A 14041-nucleotide genomic window follows, 5' to 3' on the forward strand; every position below is an offset into this window, starting at 1 on the left:
ATATGTCAATCAGTCCAGAGGAGATAAATAACCCTTATCAATCAAATATTGAACATCAACCCTTACCCTCAAGCCATCTGGCTGCACAATTTGATATTGGATTCCTCCGCCAGGCTGCCCCATAGCAGGAGCCACCTCAGAACGAACAACATTGAAAGGTTTTGTCACTTCATATCTTTCATAGCCATTGCCCTTTGCTCCTGGAGCAAGCGATCGCTGCTCATAAGGCGTATTTACAGGAGAAAGATATGTACCTCCTCGGCTACCATATCGATCCAATACTTGGCCGGGCTCAATTTTTATCGCCTTTGAAGTTCCGGGCACCGCACCTCCATTTGGAGCCTGAGTGGACCAGTCCCATTCACCGCCCGCCTGGGTGCTGTTAGGACTTCTAAATTTATCGTATTGCTGAAAATCGTCGCGATAGAAATTATTGCTCGCCTTCGCAACATCATCGCCCGAAGTACGAGAAAGCGCCTGCAGCGCCTCCAGACTGTTTTTGCCTGAAGCGCCTGCAACAACCTTGACACCCCATTTGGCCAAGTCCAGTGCCGCCTTGGCATCTAGCAGCCATGCCTCGGGATAGACACCTTCCAAACCTTGGGCTTTGGTCAGTGCTACGTTTCGGTACTGATCAAGGTGAGCCGCATCCGGGCATGCCGCCACGGGCGGGCAACCCAGCGCGGCACGCTCCTGGTTGATGAAGTTGACGACATCGTTGCACTCCGCACCCTGGCACGTCGCCGTGGCGTTGGCCAGCAACCTGTCGCTCAGGGCATCTTTCTCTTGCAAGGCAAAGGCGGTGGCGCAAGCGCTGCTGGACCCGTTCAGCAGGCAACTTTTTTCCGCTTTCTTCAGCGCCTCGCGCTCGATGTGTTTGAGATAGTTGTTCTCAAACGCGTTCTGCCCCGCTGCGCCGCCGTTGAAGAAGTTGCCCTGGGTGTTGCCCGAAGAGCCGCCGACCAGCGCGCCCGCGAAGCCTCCGGCCAAGTTGGAGGCCAGTGCGCCGACGCTGTTGAAGCTTTGCCCATCCAGTCCCGCTGCGGCGACCAGCAGTGCGTTGGGATCGTTGCTGTTCAGGTTCTGGTGGACTTGCTGCCCCGCCCAGTTGCCCACCACGGCGCCAGCCGCGCCTGCCCCACATCCTTCGCTGGAGCCGCCGCGTGCCGCTCCGGCCGCACACCCCAGCGCCGCATGGGCCGCGTAGTTGCCCAGGCTGCCTTCGGCGAAGGTGCTGCCGATCCAGTTGGCCGCGCTTTCGGCCACCGCGTCAGTGCCCGCATTGATAGCGGCTTGGAGCAGGTTGTCACCGAAGCTGCCCCCATAGGCGGCCGTCGTGCCTGCGGCGATCGCGGCCGTATTGATGGCTTTGGTGGCGATCTCGCTGGTGATCCCCAACCCCGGCACGAGCGCGTTGATGGCTGTGCTGACAACGCCGCTGGTCAATGCCTTGCCGGCAGCATCCAACCCTTTGCCCAGATCACCGGTGATGATGGTGGTGTTGATGGCCGCGCTGGCCATGCCGGCCACGGTGGAGCCAATGCCTGTGGCCACCACGCTGCCCACCGTGGCAGTGGTCCCCATCGTCCCGGCCAACACGCTGCTTGCGCTCGCCCCGGCCCCAACAGTGGCCGTGGCTCCAGGCACGAAGCCTGCTGCCCACTGAGTCACCATGGGACCAATGACCCATGCCGCCACCACTGCAACAACCACGGCCACCAGTTGCTTGATCGGATCGCTCTTCTTGGGTGGCTCCAGCGCCTTCTGGAAGGCCGCGCGGTAGCGCGCTTCGGCCAGTGCGCGCGCTTCGTTGTACAGCGCGTCCCCGGGTTTGATCAGGCCGTGGCGCAGTCCGTCCAGCAGTTCCCGGTCGTGCTGGCTGATGTTTTTGTACAGGTACAGCCCGTCTTCGAAGAACTGGCTGTCGCTGTAGGTGTTGAGTTCGAGTTTGCTCGCCTGGTAGGCTGCCCCCTCTTTGGTGAAGGTGGGCCTGAAGCCGTATTCCACCTGCGCCGCGTAGGCGCTTCTGAAGCCTTGTTCGGCCAGCGCGCGCGCTCTTTCGTAGTCAGGGTGGCCCGGCTGGATGCTGCCGTTGCGCAGGCCGTTGAGCAGCCAGTGGTCGGCCTTGTTGACGTAGCCGTACGGGTTGACGCCTTGCAGGAAGAGTTCCCGGTCTTCCTTGAAGGCGCCGAAGTCAATGGCTCCCGCTGCCTGCTGGCCCAGCCAGTGCTGTTGGGCGCCCTGGCGCAGTTGTTCGCCCAGCTTCTCCGTGTTTTGCCCCACGTTCTTGAAGTGCAGGTTGCCCAGCCCGTCTTCAAAGTCGTGCGCCAGGCCGTCGCCGCGGATGTAGCCGAGCACGAAGTCCTGCTCCTTGAGGCCGAATCGGGCCAGGGTGGTGCTGCGCTCGTCTTCGGTGGGGGCCGGTGCGCTGCCCACGTTGTTGAAGAAGTTCTGCACCAGGTCCGGGCACGGGGCGCTGTCGCGCCCGCCGCAGCCGCTGGGGCTTTGGCCCAGGCCCAGGGTCTGCTGGGTGTACAGGATGGGGCTGCCCAACTGGCCGCCCTGCTGCTGTTGCAGGTGGCTCAGGTGGGTTTTGGCCTGCTCGCCCTGGATGAGGAAGAAGGCGGTGGCGCCGCCCAAGGGGTCTTGTGCGCCCTGGAAGGCGGCTTTGCCAATGAAGTCGTTGAAGGCTTTGCCTTTGAGGCTGTTGGCGCTGTCTTCGTGGCTTTTGCCGACGTACTGGCCGTCCACGCTGCTTTGCCAGCCGCCGGTGGGTTCGTCACCGCTGGCGCCTCCGCCCGCTTTGCTTTGGGCGTAGGCCAGGGCCAGCGCATAGTGCTGGTAGTTGTCGATCAGCGGCCCTGTGGGCGGCGTGGCCCCGCTCTCCGGGGCGTCGGCCGGCGGGGCCGAGAGCACACCGGCGCCGGCCAGGTAGGGGTTGTTGATGTTCAGGTACAGCCGCCCCAGGTACAGCCCGCCGGGCTCGGCCTCGCCCGGTGCGTAGGTGCCGGTGGGGGCGATGGCGGCCATCATCTGGTCGATGGTCATCTGCACGAAGTCGGGGTTCGTGCTGCTGGACAGGGCCACCGCGCTGGTGGTCCACAGCGCCGGGTTCTGCAACTGGTGCTGCAGCAGGTGGTAGTCCTGCACTTGCTGGTGGTAGCTGCTGTCGGTGCGCCCGGCCTGCACGTAGGTGCCGTCGGCTCGGTAGCCGGTGAAGGGGCGGCCGTTGCTGCCGGTGATCAGGTTGCTCGCCTGCGCAATGGCCTGGCCCGTGCTGCTGAGCGTGAGCGTGACCATCAGCAGCGCCGCCACCGCGCGCTTGAACCAGCCCCGCACGCCTTGCAGTTGCTGCGCATCGGGGCTGCTGCTCAGGCGGGGGGCCGTGATCTCCTGGCCGGGATCGGGTGGCTGTGGAACAGCGCGGGTGAAGGGCGCTTGCATGGGTTCTCCCTGAACTGACGGTGTCATGGGTTTGGGTGGTGCGGCGATTCGTGCCGGACTCCCGTGGGCCTGCAGGTCTGCGCCTGCCTGGTGGCCCTTATTGCCCGATGGCTTGCTTGAGGGCGTCTTCGAGCACGGGCTGGATGCGCTGCAGGATGACGGGCATGCGCTGCGCCACCAGTTGCGCCGATTGCGTGTTGATCAGCTGCATTTTTTCCATCAGCCTGACGTAGGCCGGGTCCTGGTAGAGCTGCGTCAGGCGCTCGACTTCGGGGCCGCTCAGCTGTGCCTGATAGAGCTTGATGTAAGGCTCTTTCAGGCGCGCCCAGCCCAGTTCCTGGCGCAGCACGATGCCGATGCCGGGCACGGCCTTGTCCACCGCCACCTGCTGGGGGGGCGTGAGCGGCTTGCCGCCGTTTTGCTGCAACAGGTTGGTGATCACCTGTTGCCGCACCTGGGCTTCGATACCGCTGACGGCGGCCTCCAGCGCCTTCTGGGCGCCATTGACGGCCAGGAGCTTTTCGATGGCGGCCACACTGGCCGGACTGCTCTGGGCCATGGCTGTGTTCAGGCTGGTGATGCCGGCAAGGGCCAGGGCGGCGCTGGTCAGCAATCGTTGAAAGAAGGTCATGGTCGGTCCTTGGTGGGCGGAAAGCGGGGCGCTCAGTTCTTGCCCCAGGGGTGGGAGCGCTCGACCGGGGCGGTGCCGTTGTAGTGGGCCTTTTGTCCGTCAACCTGGGTGAAGTCGACCAGCAGGCCCTGCCCCTGGTAGACCTGTTCCTGGGTGGTCAGCGGCCCCGCCCACAGCAGGTAGTGCTCGCGGTAGCGCGCTTCGCGGTTGGAAACCTGCGGCTTGAGGATGTTGTTGCCGTTGCGGTCGAAGGCCATGACTTCAAAGCTGGTTTCGGCCTTGACGGTCTCGTTGTTGTAGACGAATGCATCGAAGCGGCTGCGCACGGTGCCGAAGATGTCGACAGTGACGTACACCAGCACCTCTGCCGTGGGGTCGGATGGCACGGTGGGCGTCACGCCGCTGAGCAGAAAATAGTTGCGCACGAGGCCCATGAGCAGGCTGGCGTCGCTCTTGGGGACCGGGAAGTTCTGGTATTCACCCAGGCCCCGGTAGGTGAGCGTGGCGGTGGCTTCCCGGGTGTGGCCCTTGGTCTGCGTGGTGCTTTCCGTTGGAGATGGGGTGATTTCCTGGCGCTGGCTGTTGTAGCCGCCATCGCTTCGGCTGCTGCCGTTGTTGCGGCTGTTGGTGACCGTGGTGCTGTCACTTTGATTGCTGCCGCTGCCGCTGCTGTTGGTGCTGCTTGTGCTGCTGCCCGTCCCGGAATTGGTGCTGGTCCCCGTCCCCGTGGTGGTGGAGGCATTGGTGCCTGAGCCATTGGTGGTGCTGGAGCCGCTGCTGGTCGTGGTGCTCGTGTTGGTGTTGCTTCCGTTGGTGTTGCTGGTGTTGCTGTCGTTGTTGTTGTAGTTGCTGCTGGTGTTCACACCGCCCGTGGTGCTGTTGCTGGAACCAGAGCTGCTGCCGCTGCCTGTGGTGGTGCTGGTGTGGGTGCCCGAGCCGTTGGTGGTGCTGGTGCCGTTGTTGGTCGTGGTGCTGGTGTTGGTGTTGGTGCCGTCCGTGTTCGTGCTGCTGCTGCTGGTTCCCGTGCTGGTACTGGAAGAACTGCCTGCGCTGTCACTGATGCCGGTGCTGCTGTTGCTGCCACTTTGTTGCGTGGTGCTGATGGTGGTGCTGCCACCGCCACTGGCGCTGTTGTTGTAGTTGGCGCCGGAATCGGCCAGGTTGTAGACCTGAAAGGCGTTGGTCGTGCTGGTGACCGGGCCGGACATGCTGCCGTAGCTGAACAACAAGCCTGGGGTCCAGCGTCCTCCGCTGAAGTTGCCCCCGCCCTCGTCAGCCACGAGATCGAACACCAGGGCGGCCCGTTTGCCTTTGAGCGCGGTGATGTCGATGTCCATCAGCGCGGCGCGCACGCTCGCGGAAACCAGGCGCTGTTCGGTGGCGAACCGCTTGCCGCCGCCGTGCGCGGGCAACCCGGTGAGTGTGCCGCAACCGGTCAGCAAGGCTGTGGTGGCCACCAGGCCCAGAAGCGCCAGCGGCGCGGAAAACGAACGGGCAATAGCCGATGCAATAGGCTTCTGAGCCATGAATCCTCCCTCAAGGATTGTTGTTGATGGCTCGAAGCTATCACCGGAATGGCCGCGTTTTTCCGCTGTGAGCGCGCGAAGATGATCTGGAAGGCGCGCAGGGTGACAGTTTTCACGCTCGCCAGTGCGGAATCTGTGGGAGCCCGCCCACAAATCGGTGCACCACGCCGCATCTCCTGCCTGCGGGTGCCGATCCGGCCAAGGGTTTCCCCTCTGATTGCAGTGCACAACAGCATGCAAGATAGTGCATGTCTTTGCAGTATCCTGCGCCAGCTCCTGGGGCATGCAGCACACCCATCATTCAGGTTAAAACAATTTAAGCCTGAAGTTCGGGAAAGCCTGTATCCCCAAGACGTCGCGTGGCACCTACATTGAGCCTGTTACCAGACACCCACAGGAGACCACCCATGACCACCCGCCGTCTTGTTCTGACCCGCAGTGCCGCCGTGATCGGCGCCGCATCTTCCGGCTTGCTGTTGCCGCAGATCGTGCGCGCCCAGTCGGACAAGGTGCGGCTCGGGTTCATGCTCCCTTACACGGGCACTTTCGCCCAGCTCGGGGTCGCGATCGAAAACGGCGTGCGCATGGCGCTCAACGAGCAAGGTGGCAAGCTCGGCGGCCGCGAGGTCGAGTTCTTCAAGGTGGACGACGAGTCGAACCCGGCCAAGGGCATTGAAAACGCACAACGCCTGGTGCAGCGCGACAAGGTGGACGTGCTGATCGGCACCGTGCACTCGGGCGTGCAGATGGGCATTCACAAGGTGGCGCGCGAATCGGGCGTGCTCAACCTGATTCCGAACGCCGGCGTGCACATCGCCACCCGCGCCCAGTGCGCGCCCAACGTGTTCCGCACCTCGTTCACCAACAGCCAGCCCACGCTGGCGCTGGGCAAGGCGATGGTCGACCGCGGCCACAAGAAGGCCGTGTGGATCAGCTGGAACTACGCCGCGGGCGATGAGGCCTTCGAAGGCTTCGAGCAGAGCTACACCGCCGCTGGCGGCACCATCGTCAAGAAGCTGGGGCTGCCGTTCCCGAACGTGGAATTCCAGGCGCTGCTGACCGAGATCGCCGCGCTCAAGCCCGACGCTGTGGCCTGCTTCTTTGCCGGCGGTGGCGCGGCCAAGTTCCTGCGCGACTACGCTGCGGCCGGCCTGAACAAGAGCATCCAGCTCTATGGCTCGGGTTTCCTGACCGAAGGCGTGCTCGACGCGGCGGGCGATGCCGCCAACGGCGTGCTGACCACCATGCACTACAGCGATTCGCTGGACACGCCCCGCAACAAGCAGTTCCGCCTGGAATACGCCAAGGCGTTCAAGCTGCAGCCCGACGTGTACGCCGTGCAGGGCTACGACACCGGCCTGCTGCTGGTCCAGGGCGCCAACGCGGTCAAGGGCGACCTGTCGAACAAGAAGGCGCTGTATGCCGCCATGGAAGGCGCCACCATCGACAGCCCGCGCGGCAAGTGGACCATGAGCAAGGCCCACAACCCGATCCAGGACATGTACCTGCGCAAGGTCGAAAACAAGGAAAACAAGGTGATCGGCATTGCGCAGAAGGCCGTGGCCGACCCGGCCACCGGCTGCCGCATGGGCTGACCCTTCCTCCCCCGGTTTGCCTGACCTCGGCGCGCCCCACACGGCGCGCCGCTGGCCGGGCTGTGCCACCGCATACCCCATGGACTTCGCCAATTTCCTCATCCAGTTGCTCAACAGCCTGCAGTACGGGCTGTTGCTGTTCATGCTGGCCGCCGGCCTCACACTGATCTTCGGGATCATGGGCGTGGTCAACCTCGCGCACGGCAGTTTCTACATGCTGGGCGCCTACATGGCCTGGTTCTTCACGGCCCAGTTTGACAGCCTGCTGCTGGCCATCGTGGTCGGTGCCGTGCTCGCGGTGGCCTTCGGCTGGTTGCTGGAATGGACGCTGTTCCGGTTTTTCTACCACCGCGACCACCTCGACCAGGTGCTGCTGACTTTCGGCCTGATCTACATCTTTGAAGAAGTGCGCTCGCTGCTCTGGGGCGACGACGTGCACGCCGTGCAGGTGCCCGAGGCGCTGAACTGGTCGATCCCGCTGACCGACACCCTCTCCTACCCGGTCTACCGGCTGGTGATGTCGGGCATCTGCATCGTCCTGGCGCTGGGTCTGTACCTGCTGATCAGCAAGACGCGCCTGGGCATGAAGATCCGCGCGGGCGCCTTCAACCGCGAGATGACCGAATCGCTGGGCATCAACATCCGCCTCATCCACGGCGTGGTGTTCGCGCTGGGCGTTGGCCTGGCCGCGGTGGCCGGCATGATCGCGGCGCCCATCGCCAGCGTCTACCCCGGCATGGGCAGCTCGGTGCTGATCATGTGTTTCGTGGTCGTGGTCATCGGCGGCATCGGCTCGGTGCGCGGCGCGCTGGTCGCGGCCCTGCTGGTCGGGCTGGTCGATACCTTCGGCAAGGTGCTGCTGCCCCAGATTGCCGGCATGGCGGTCTACATGCTCATGGCCGCCGTGCTGCTCTACAAACCGGAAGGCCTGTTCAAACAATGAGCGCCCAACCTGTCACGGTCTCCCGGGGAGCCCTGTCGTCATGAGTGCCCCCAAAGCCCAACTCGAAAAGCTGCCGCGCAGCGTGCAGGTGCTGCTGGCCTTCGGCGCCATCGCCCTGGCCGCGTTTCCGCTCGTGCCCGTGGAGGGCAGCGACTTCTACCTGCAGATGCTCACGCAGATGATGATCCTGGCCATCTTCGCGATGAGCCTGGACCTGCTGCAGGGCGTGACCGGCCTGGTCTCGCTCGGGCACGCGGCGTACTTCGGCATTGCCGGGTATGCCCTGGCCTTCATCACGCCGCAGGACGCCCCCATCGCCCTGTGGTGGAGCCTGCCGCTGGCGGTGGTGGCAGCCGGCCTGGCGGCGCTGGTGATCGGCTTCTTCGTGGTGCGCACCCACGGCATCTACTTCATCATGGTGACCATGGCCTTCGCCCAGATGGTCTATTTCCTGTTCTTCGACAACAAGGCCCTGGGCGGCTCCGACGGCATCTACGTCTACTTCCGGCCCGACGCCTCGGCCCTGGGCCTGGACCTCGAAAGCAAGACCACCTTCTTCTACCTGACGCTGGTGCTGCTGATCGTGGTGTACGCTTTTTTGCGCCGTGTGCTGTTTTCGCCCTTCGGCCGCGTGCTCGCAGGCATCCGGGTCAATGAGCACCGGCTGCGCGCCGTGGGCTATGGCACCTTCGGCTACAAGCTGGCCGCCTTCACACTGGCCGGCGCGCTGGCCGGGCTGGCGGGTTTTCTGTGGGCGGCGCAGACGGGCTTCGTCAACCCCGAGCTGATGGGCTTTCACATGAGCGCGCACGCCATCATGATGGTGATCCTCGGCGGCATGGGCAACTTTGCCGGCGCCATCGTCGGGGCCTTCGCCTTCGAATATGTGATGCACGTCTTCAAAGACCTCACCAAGCACTGGCAGTTGCTGATGGGTGGGTTCATCCTGCTGGTGGTGATCGTGGCGCCGCGCGGCCTGCTGGGCCTGGGCGACACGCTGCTGCGCCGCTCCCGCAAGGAGGCTTCGGAATGAGCCAGCCGCTGTTGAGCGCCCGCAACCTGACCAAGCGCTTCGGCGGCCTGGCCGCCGTCAACGACGTGTCGGTCGACCTGCTGCGCGACCGCATCCATGCCGTGATCGGCCCCAACGGCGCGGGCAAGTCCACCCTGACCAACCTGCTCTCGGGCGACCTGCCGCCCACCTCGGGCACGATCACGCTCAACGGTCAGGCCACTGCGGGGCATTCGCCCGAATCGATCTCGCGCCTGGGCCTGGGCCGCAGCTACCAGAAAACCAACATCTTCGGCCCCTTCACGGTGTGGGACAACGTGCGCCTGGCGGCCCAGTCGCGCGAAGGGTTTTCGCCGTGGAACCCGCTGCACTGGCTGTCGCCGGCGCACCGCCTCTCGGGCATCAACCTGCGCTGCGAACGCGCCATCGAGCTGGCGGGTCTGACCCACCGCACCCAGACCGTGGCCGCCACCATCAGCCACGGCGAGCAGCGCCAGCTCGAAATTGCCATGACCCTGGCCACCGAACCGACCGTGCTGCTGCTCGACGAGCCGCTGGCCGGCATGGGCCAGGCCGAGGCCGAGCGCATGGTCGAGCTGCTGCTCAAGCTCAAGAAGGACCACGCGATGATGCTGGTCGAGCACGACATGGGCGCGGTGTTCACGCTGGCCGACCAGCTCACCGTGATGGTCAACGGCCAGGTCATCGCCAGCGGCTCGCCCGAACAGGTGCGCGCCGACCCGATGGTGCAGGCGGCCTATCTGGGCGAGGAGCACTGAAGCCATGTCCGAGACTCCCCTGATCAGCGCCCACGGCCTGCACACGCATTACGGCCAGAGCCACATCCTGCGCGGCGTCGATTTTGTCGTCGCCCCGGGCCAGACCATCGGCCTCATGGGCCGCAACGGCATGGGCAAGAGCACCCTGCTCAAGTCGCTCATGGGCATCGTCAAACCCAGCGGCGGCGGCGTGCTCATCAAGGGCCACCCCATGACCGGCGCCAGCCCCTACGAAGTGGCGCGGCTCGGCATTGCCTACGTGCCCGAAGGGCGCGGCATCTTCGGCAACCTGAGCGTGAAGGAAAACCTGGTCATGGCCGCGCGCGCCGGCACGCGCGGTCAGCGCGACTGGACCTACGAGCGCGTGCTCGACACCTTCCCGCGTCTGGCCGAGCGCCTGGGCCACGGCGGCCAGCAGCTCAGTGGCGGCGAACAGCAGATGCTGACCATCGGCCGCGCGCTGATGACCAACCCCGACGTGCTGATCCTCGACGAGGCCACCGAAGGCCTGGCGCCGCTGATCGCGCGCGAGATCTGGCGCATCTGTGGCCTGATCCGCGAGAGCGGCATCAGCAGCGTGATCGTCGACAAGAACTGGAAGCACGTGACCCAGATCACCGACCGCAACGTCATCCTGGTCAAGGGCGAGGTGGTGTTCGAGGGCAGCTCGGGCGAACTGCTGTCCCAGCCGCAGTTGCTGGAGCAGTACCTGGGCGTCTGAACGCCACCGGCCGGCTTACAGCAGCGGCCGCAGTTCGCGCGCAGCCTCCAGCAGCAGGGGCAGCAGATCCTGGCGCAGGGTTTCGGGCGCCAGGCGCTGCGGCGCCGCCACCACGTTGAGCGCCGCCACCATGCGGCCCTTCATGTCGCGCAGGGGCACGGCCAGCGCGTGCACGCCGAGTTCGTGCTCTTCACTGGCCACGGCGTAGTCGTCGGCGCGCACCTGGGCCACGATGGCCCGGAAGGCCTTGTGGTCCACCGTGGTCTTCGGCGTCAGCCGCGGCAGTTCGCGGCCCTTGAGCCAGGCGCTGAACGCCGCACGCGGCAGCGCCGCCAGCAGCACGCGCCCGGTGCTGGTGGCGTGCACCGGCAGGCGCGCCCCCAGGTGCAGGCCATAGGCCATGAGGCGCTGCCCGCCCACGGCCGCGCTGCGCGCCACGATCACCACCTCGTCGCCGTCGAGCACCACGGCCGAAAACGATTCGCGCGTCTGCGCCGCCAGGCGGTTGAGCGTGGGCTGCAACAGGCGCGGCAGCCGCGCCGAGGCCAGGTAGCTGCCCGAAAACCGCAGCACCTTGGCCGACAGCCAGTAGTGCGTGCCATCGGTGTCCAAGTAACCCAGATAGGCCAGCGTGAGCAGGTGGCGCCGGGCGGCGGCGCGGGTGAGGCCGGCGCGTTCGGCAGCCTGGGTGGCGTTCAGCCGCTGGCGCTCGGTGTCGAAGCTCTCCAGCACGGCCATGCCCTTGGCCATGCCTTCGATGAAGTCGGCCCGGGCAATGCCTTGCAGCGGCTCGGAAGAACGGGGGGCGGGGGCGGTGCTCATGCCGGCATTATCGCGAACCCGGGTGTATTGCGCGATCATCGCGCAGGTCTTCCAATGATCGCGCAAACCCTTGCGCCACGCCTTGGAAACGGGCCCGGCGACTCCTAAAGTCGCCGCCACGGCTCAAGCAGGACCTCCGGCCCCTGCCCTTCTTCCAGGAGACAACCCCATGCGCACCCAGGTCGCCATCATCGGTGCAGGCCCCTCCGGCCTGCTGCTCGGCCAACTGCTTCACAAGGCGGGCATCGACGCCATCATCCTTGAGCGCCAGACCGGCGACTACGTGCTGGGCCGCATCCGCGCCGGGATTCTGGAACAGGTCTGCATCGACCTGATGGACGAGGCCGGCGTGGGCGAGCGCATGCACAAGGAAGGCCTGGTGCACGGCGGCTTCGACCTGCTGGTGGACGGCCACCGCCACCGGGTGGACATGAACCAGCTCACCGGCGGCAAGAACGTGATGGTGTATGGCCAGACCGAACTGACCCGCGACCTGATGGACGCCCGCGCTGCGGCCGGACTGACCACGGTGTACGAGGCCGCCAACGTCAAGGTGCACGACTTCGATACGCAAAACCCGCGCGTCACCTACGAAAAAGACGGCCAGACGCACACCATCGAATGCGACTTCATCGCCGGCTGCGACGGTTTCCACGGCGTCTGCCGCGCCAGCGCGCCGCGCAGCGCGATCAAGGAATACGAAAAGGTCTACCCGTTCGGCTGGCTCGGCCTGCTGTCGGACACGCCGCCGGTGCACGACGAACTGATCTATGTGAACAGCCCGCGCGGCTTCGCGCTGTGCTCGCAGCGCAGCATGACCCGCAGCCGCTACTACCTGCAGGTGCCGCTGACCGACAAGATCGAAGCGTGGACCGACGACGCCTTCTGGCAGGAACTTCGTCTGCGGCTGGACGACGAGGCCAACGCCAAGCTGGTCACCGGCCCGAGCATTGAAAAGAGCATTGCGCCGCTGCGCAGCTTCGTGACCGAGCCGCTGCGCTTTGGCCGCATGTTCCTGGCCGGTGACGCCGGCCACATCGTGCCGCCCACCGGTGCCAAGGGCCTGAACCTGGCCGCCACGGACGTGAAGTACCTGTTCAACGGTATCCGCGAGTACTACGAAGAAAAGTCCGAAGCTGGCATCGACCGCTATTCGGAACTGGCGCTCAAGCGCATCTGGCGCGCCGAGCGTTTCTCGTGGTGGTTCACCCAGCTGATGCACAAATTCCCCGACGACGGCGAGATCGTGGGCAAGTTCCAGCGCGCCGAGTTGGACTACCTGATGCACTCGGAAAACGGCGCCCGCACCGTCGCCGAAAACTACGTCGGCCTGCCGCTGGACTTCGGGCAGTAACGCCACGGCGATCAGGCACCCGACACCGCGCAGGGGCGCCTGGTCCCGCCACACAAAGTCCTGGACGCCCGCTTCTGCGGGCGTGACGTTTTCTGGTGAGCGTGGTCGGTAATCTGTGCGGCCATCTTCCTGCCACTGCCCGCGCGGGCGCGCGAGCGGGAACCGGCATGCCGGGAAACACGGGTGTCGCCCGCGTGCCGGGGGCGGTTGCGGGTTGCCTGTACATTGACGTTTACGTCAACGTCCATCCTCCGCGCATGCCCTCTTCCGCCGCTCCTGCTTCGACCCAACCCCTTCGCCCCCTGCGGGGTGTGCGCGTGCTCAGTCTGGCCCTCAACCTGCCCGGCCCGGCCGCGCTGATGCGCCTCAAGGCCATGGGCGCCACCTGCCTCAAAGCCGAACCCCCGGCCCCCCAAGGCGCGCCCGCGGGCACCAGCGGTGACCCCATGGGCCAGTACAACGCCCAGGGTTACGGCCAGTTGCACGCCGGCATCCGGGTGGTCACCATCGATCTCAAAAGCGAAGCCGGGCAAGCCCGGCTGCACCAGGCGCTGGCCCGCACCGACGTGCTGCTGACCTCGTTCCGCCCATCGGCCCTGCAAAAACTCGGGCTCGGCTGGAAAGCCCTGCACCGCCAGCACCCCGCGCTGTCGGTGGTGGCCATCTATGGCGCTCCGGGCGAGCGGGCCGAAGAGCCCGGCCACGACCTCACCTACCTGGCCGATGCCGGCCTGGTCACCGGGCTGGACCTGCCGGCCACGCTGTTTGCCGACATGGGCGGCGCGCTGATGGCCAGCGAAGCCGTGCTGCAGGCGGTCATTCAGCAACAGCGCACCGGCAAGAGCAGCTTCCAGTCGGTCGCGCTGTCCGACGCGGCCGCCTGGCTGGCCCTGCCCCGCGTATGGGGCCTGACCCAGCCCTCCGGCTCGGTGGGCGGCGCCCACGCCGGCTATCGCGTCTACCCGTGCAAGAACGGCCGCGTGGCATTGGCGGCGCTGGAGCCGCACTTCGCGGCCGCACTCTGCGCGGTGGCCGGCATCCCGTTCCACGGCATGGTCACCATGCTGCACCCGGACACACCGGCGGCCATCGCCGCCTTCCTGGCCGGCAAGACCCGCGCACAACTGGACAAACTGGCCGCCCGGCACGACATCCCGCTGCACACGCTGGCCTGAGCTGGCGGCCGCTGCCCACCGGGCAGCCTCGCAAGAGCA

At 65.7% G+C, this 14041-nt stretch carries 11 protein-coding genes; 7 read left to right on the top strand and 4 right to left on the bottom strand.

The genetic code is table 11. From position 1 onward, the window contains the following. Nucleotides 1–9: 9 nt before the first annotated feature. From L0977_RS25570 to L0977_RS25575, 3 genes are all read right to left on the bottom strand, one after another. Nucleotides 10–3339, bottom strand: a complete 3330-nt coding sequence (locus L0977_RS25570) for a glycohydrolase toxin TNT-related protein (RefSeq protein WP_234264970.1) — start codon at nt 3337–3339, stop codon at nt 10–12. A gap of 202 nt (nt 3340–3541) precedes the next feature. Further along, nucleotides 3542–4075, bottom strand: a complete 534-nt coding sequence (locus tag L0977_RS11325) for a DUF2059 domain-containing protein (protein ID WP_234264971.1) — start codon at nt 4073–4075, stop codon at nt 3542–3544. Nucleotides 4076–4107: 32 nt separating this feature from the next. After that, nucleotides 4108–5601 carry a hypothetical protein gene (locus L0977_RS25575; RefSeq protein WP_326491063.1) on the bottom strand — a complete coding sequence of 498 codons (1494 nt, stop codon included), beginning with the start codon at nt 5599–5601 and terminating at the stop codon, nt 4108–4110. Between the two features lie 407 nt (nt 5602–6008). On the opposite strand from L0977_RS25575, the gene L0977_RS11335 reads away from it, so the two are divergent. The 5 genes from L0977_RS11335 to L0977_RS11355 all read left to right on the top strand — a co-directional run bounded on the left by L0977_RS11335 (nt 6009) and on the right by L0977_RS11355 (nt 10651). After that, complete coding sequence (locus tag L0977_RS11335) at nt 6009–7196, top strand: ABC transporter substrate-binding protein (RefSeq protein ID WP_234264972.1); 1188 nt, start codon at nt 6009–6011, stop codon at nt 7194–7196. A gap of 79 nt (nt 7197–7275) precedes the next feature. Then, complete coding sequence (locus L0977_RS11340) at nt 7276–8139, top strand: branched-chain amino acid ABC transporter permease (RefSeq protein ID WP_234264973.1); 864 nt, start codon at nt 7276–7278, stop codon at nt 8137–8139. A gap of 40 nt (nt 8140–8179) precedes the next feature. After that, nucleotides 8180–9172: a branched-chain amino acid ABC transporter permease gene (locus tag L0977_RS11345; protein WP_234264974.1), complete on the top strand. Its 993-nt coding sequence runs from the start codon at nt 8180–8182 to the stop codon at nt 9170–9172. Further along, nucleotides 9169–9930, top strand: a complete 762-nt coding sequence (locus L0977_RS11350; RefSeq protein ID WP_234264975.1) for an ABC transporter ATP-binding protein — start codon at nt 9169–9171, stop codon at nt 9928–9930. Before L0977_RS11345 ends, L0977_RS11350 begins: the two co-directional genes overlap by 4 nt. Before the next feature lie 4 nt (nt 9931–9934). Next, nucleotides 9935–10651, top strand: a complete 717-nt coding sequence (locus L0977_RS11355; protein ID WP_234264976.1) for an ABC transporter ATP-binding protein — start codon at nt 9935–9937, stop codon at nt 10649–10651. A gap of 15 nt (nt 10652–10666) precedes the next feature. On the opposite strand, the gene L0977_RS11360 is transcribed toward L0977_RS11355, so the two are convergent. Beyond that, complete coding sequence (locus tag L0977_RS11360; RefSeq protein ID WP_234264977.1) at nt 10667–11473, bottom strand: IclR family transcriptional regulator domain-containing protein; 807 nt, start codon at nt 11471–11473, stop codon at nt 10667–10669. 169 nt (nt 11474–11642) lie between these two features. On the opposite strand from L0977_RS11360, the gene pobA reads away from it, so the two are divergent. Further along, the gene (pobA, locus tag L0977_RS11365) at nt 11643–12827 is read left to right on the top strand and encodes a 4-hydroxybenzoate 3-monooxygenase (protein ID WP_234264978.1); all 1185 of its coding nucleotides are present in this window, start codon (nt 11643–11645) and stop codon (nt 12825–12827) included. 257 nt (nt 12828–13084) lie between these two features. Continuing rightward, nucleotides 13085–14002, top strand: coding sequence for a CoA transferase (locus tag L0977_RS11370; RefSeq protein WP_234264979.1), 918 nt, complete (start codon nt 13085–13087; stop codon nt 14000–14002). The last annotated feature ends 39 nt before the right edge of the window (nt 14003–14041 follow it).

The sequence above is a fragment of the Hydrogenophaga sp. NFH-34 genome, assembly GCF_021401345.1.
Classification (GTDB): Bacteria; Pseudomonadota; Gammaproteobacteria; order Burkholderiales; family Burkholderiaceae_C; genus Hydrogenophaga; species Hydrogenophaga electricum.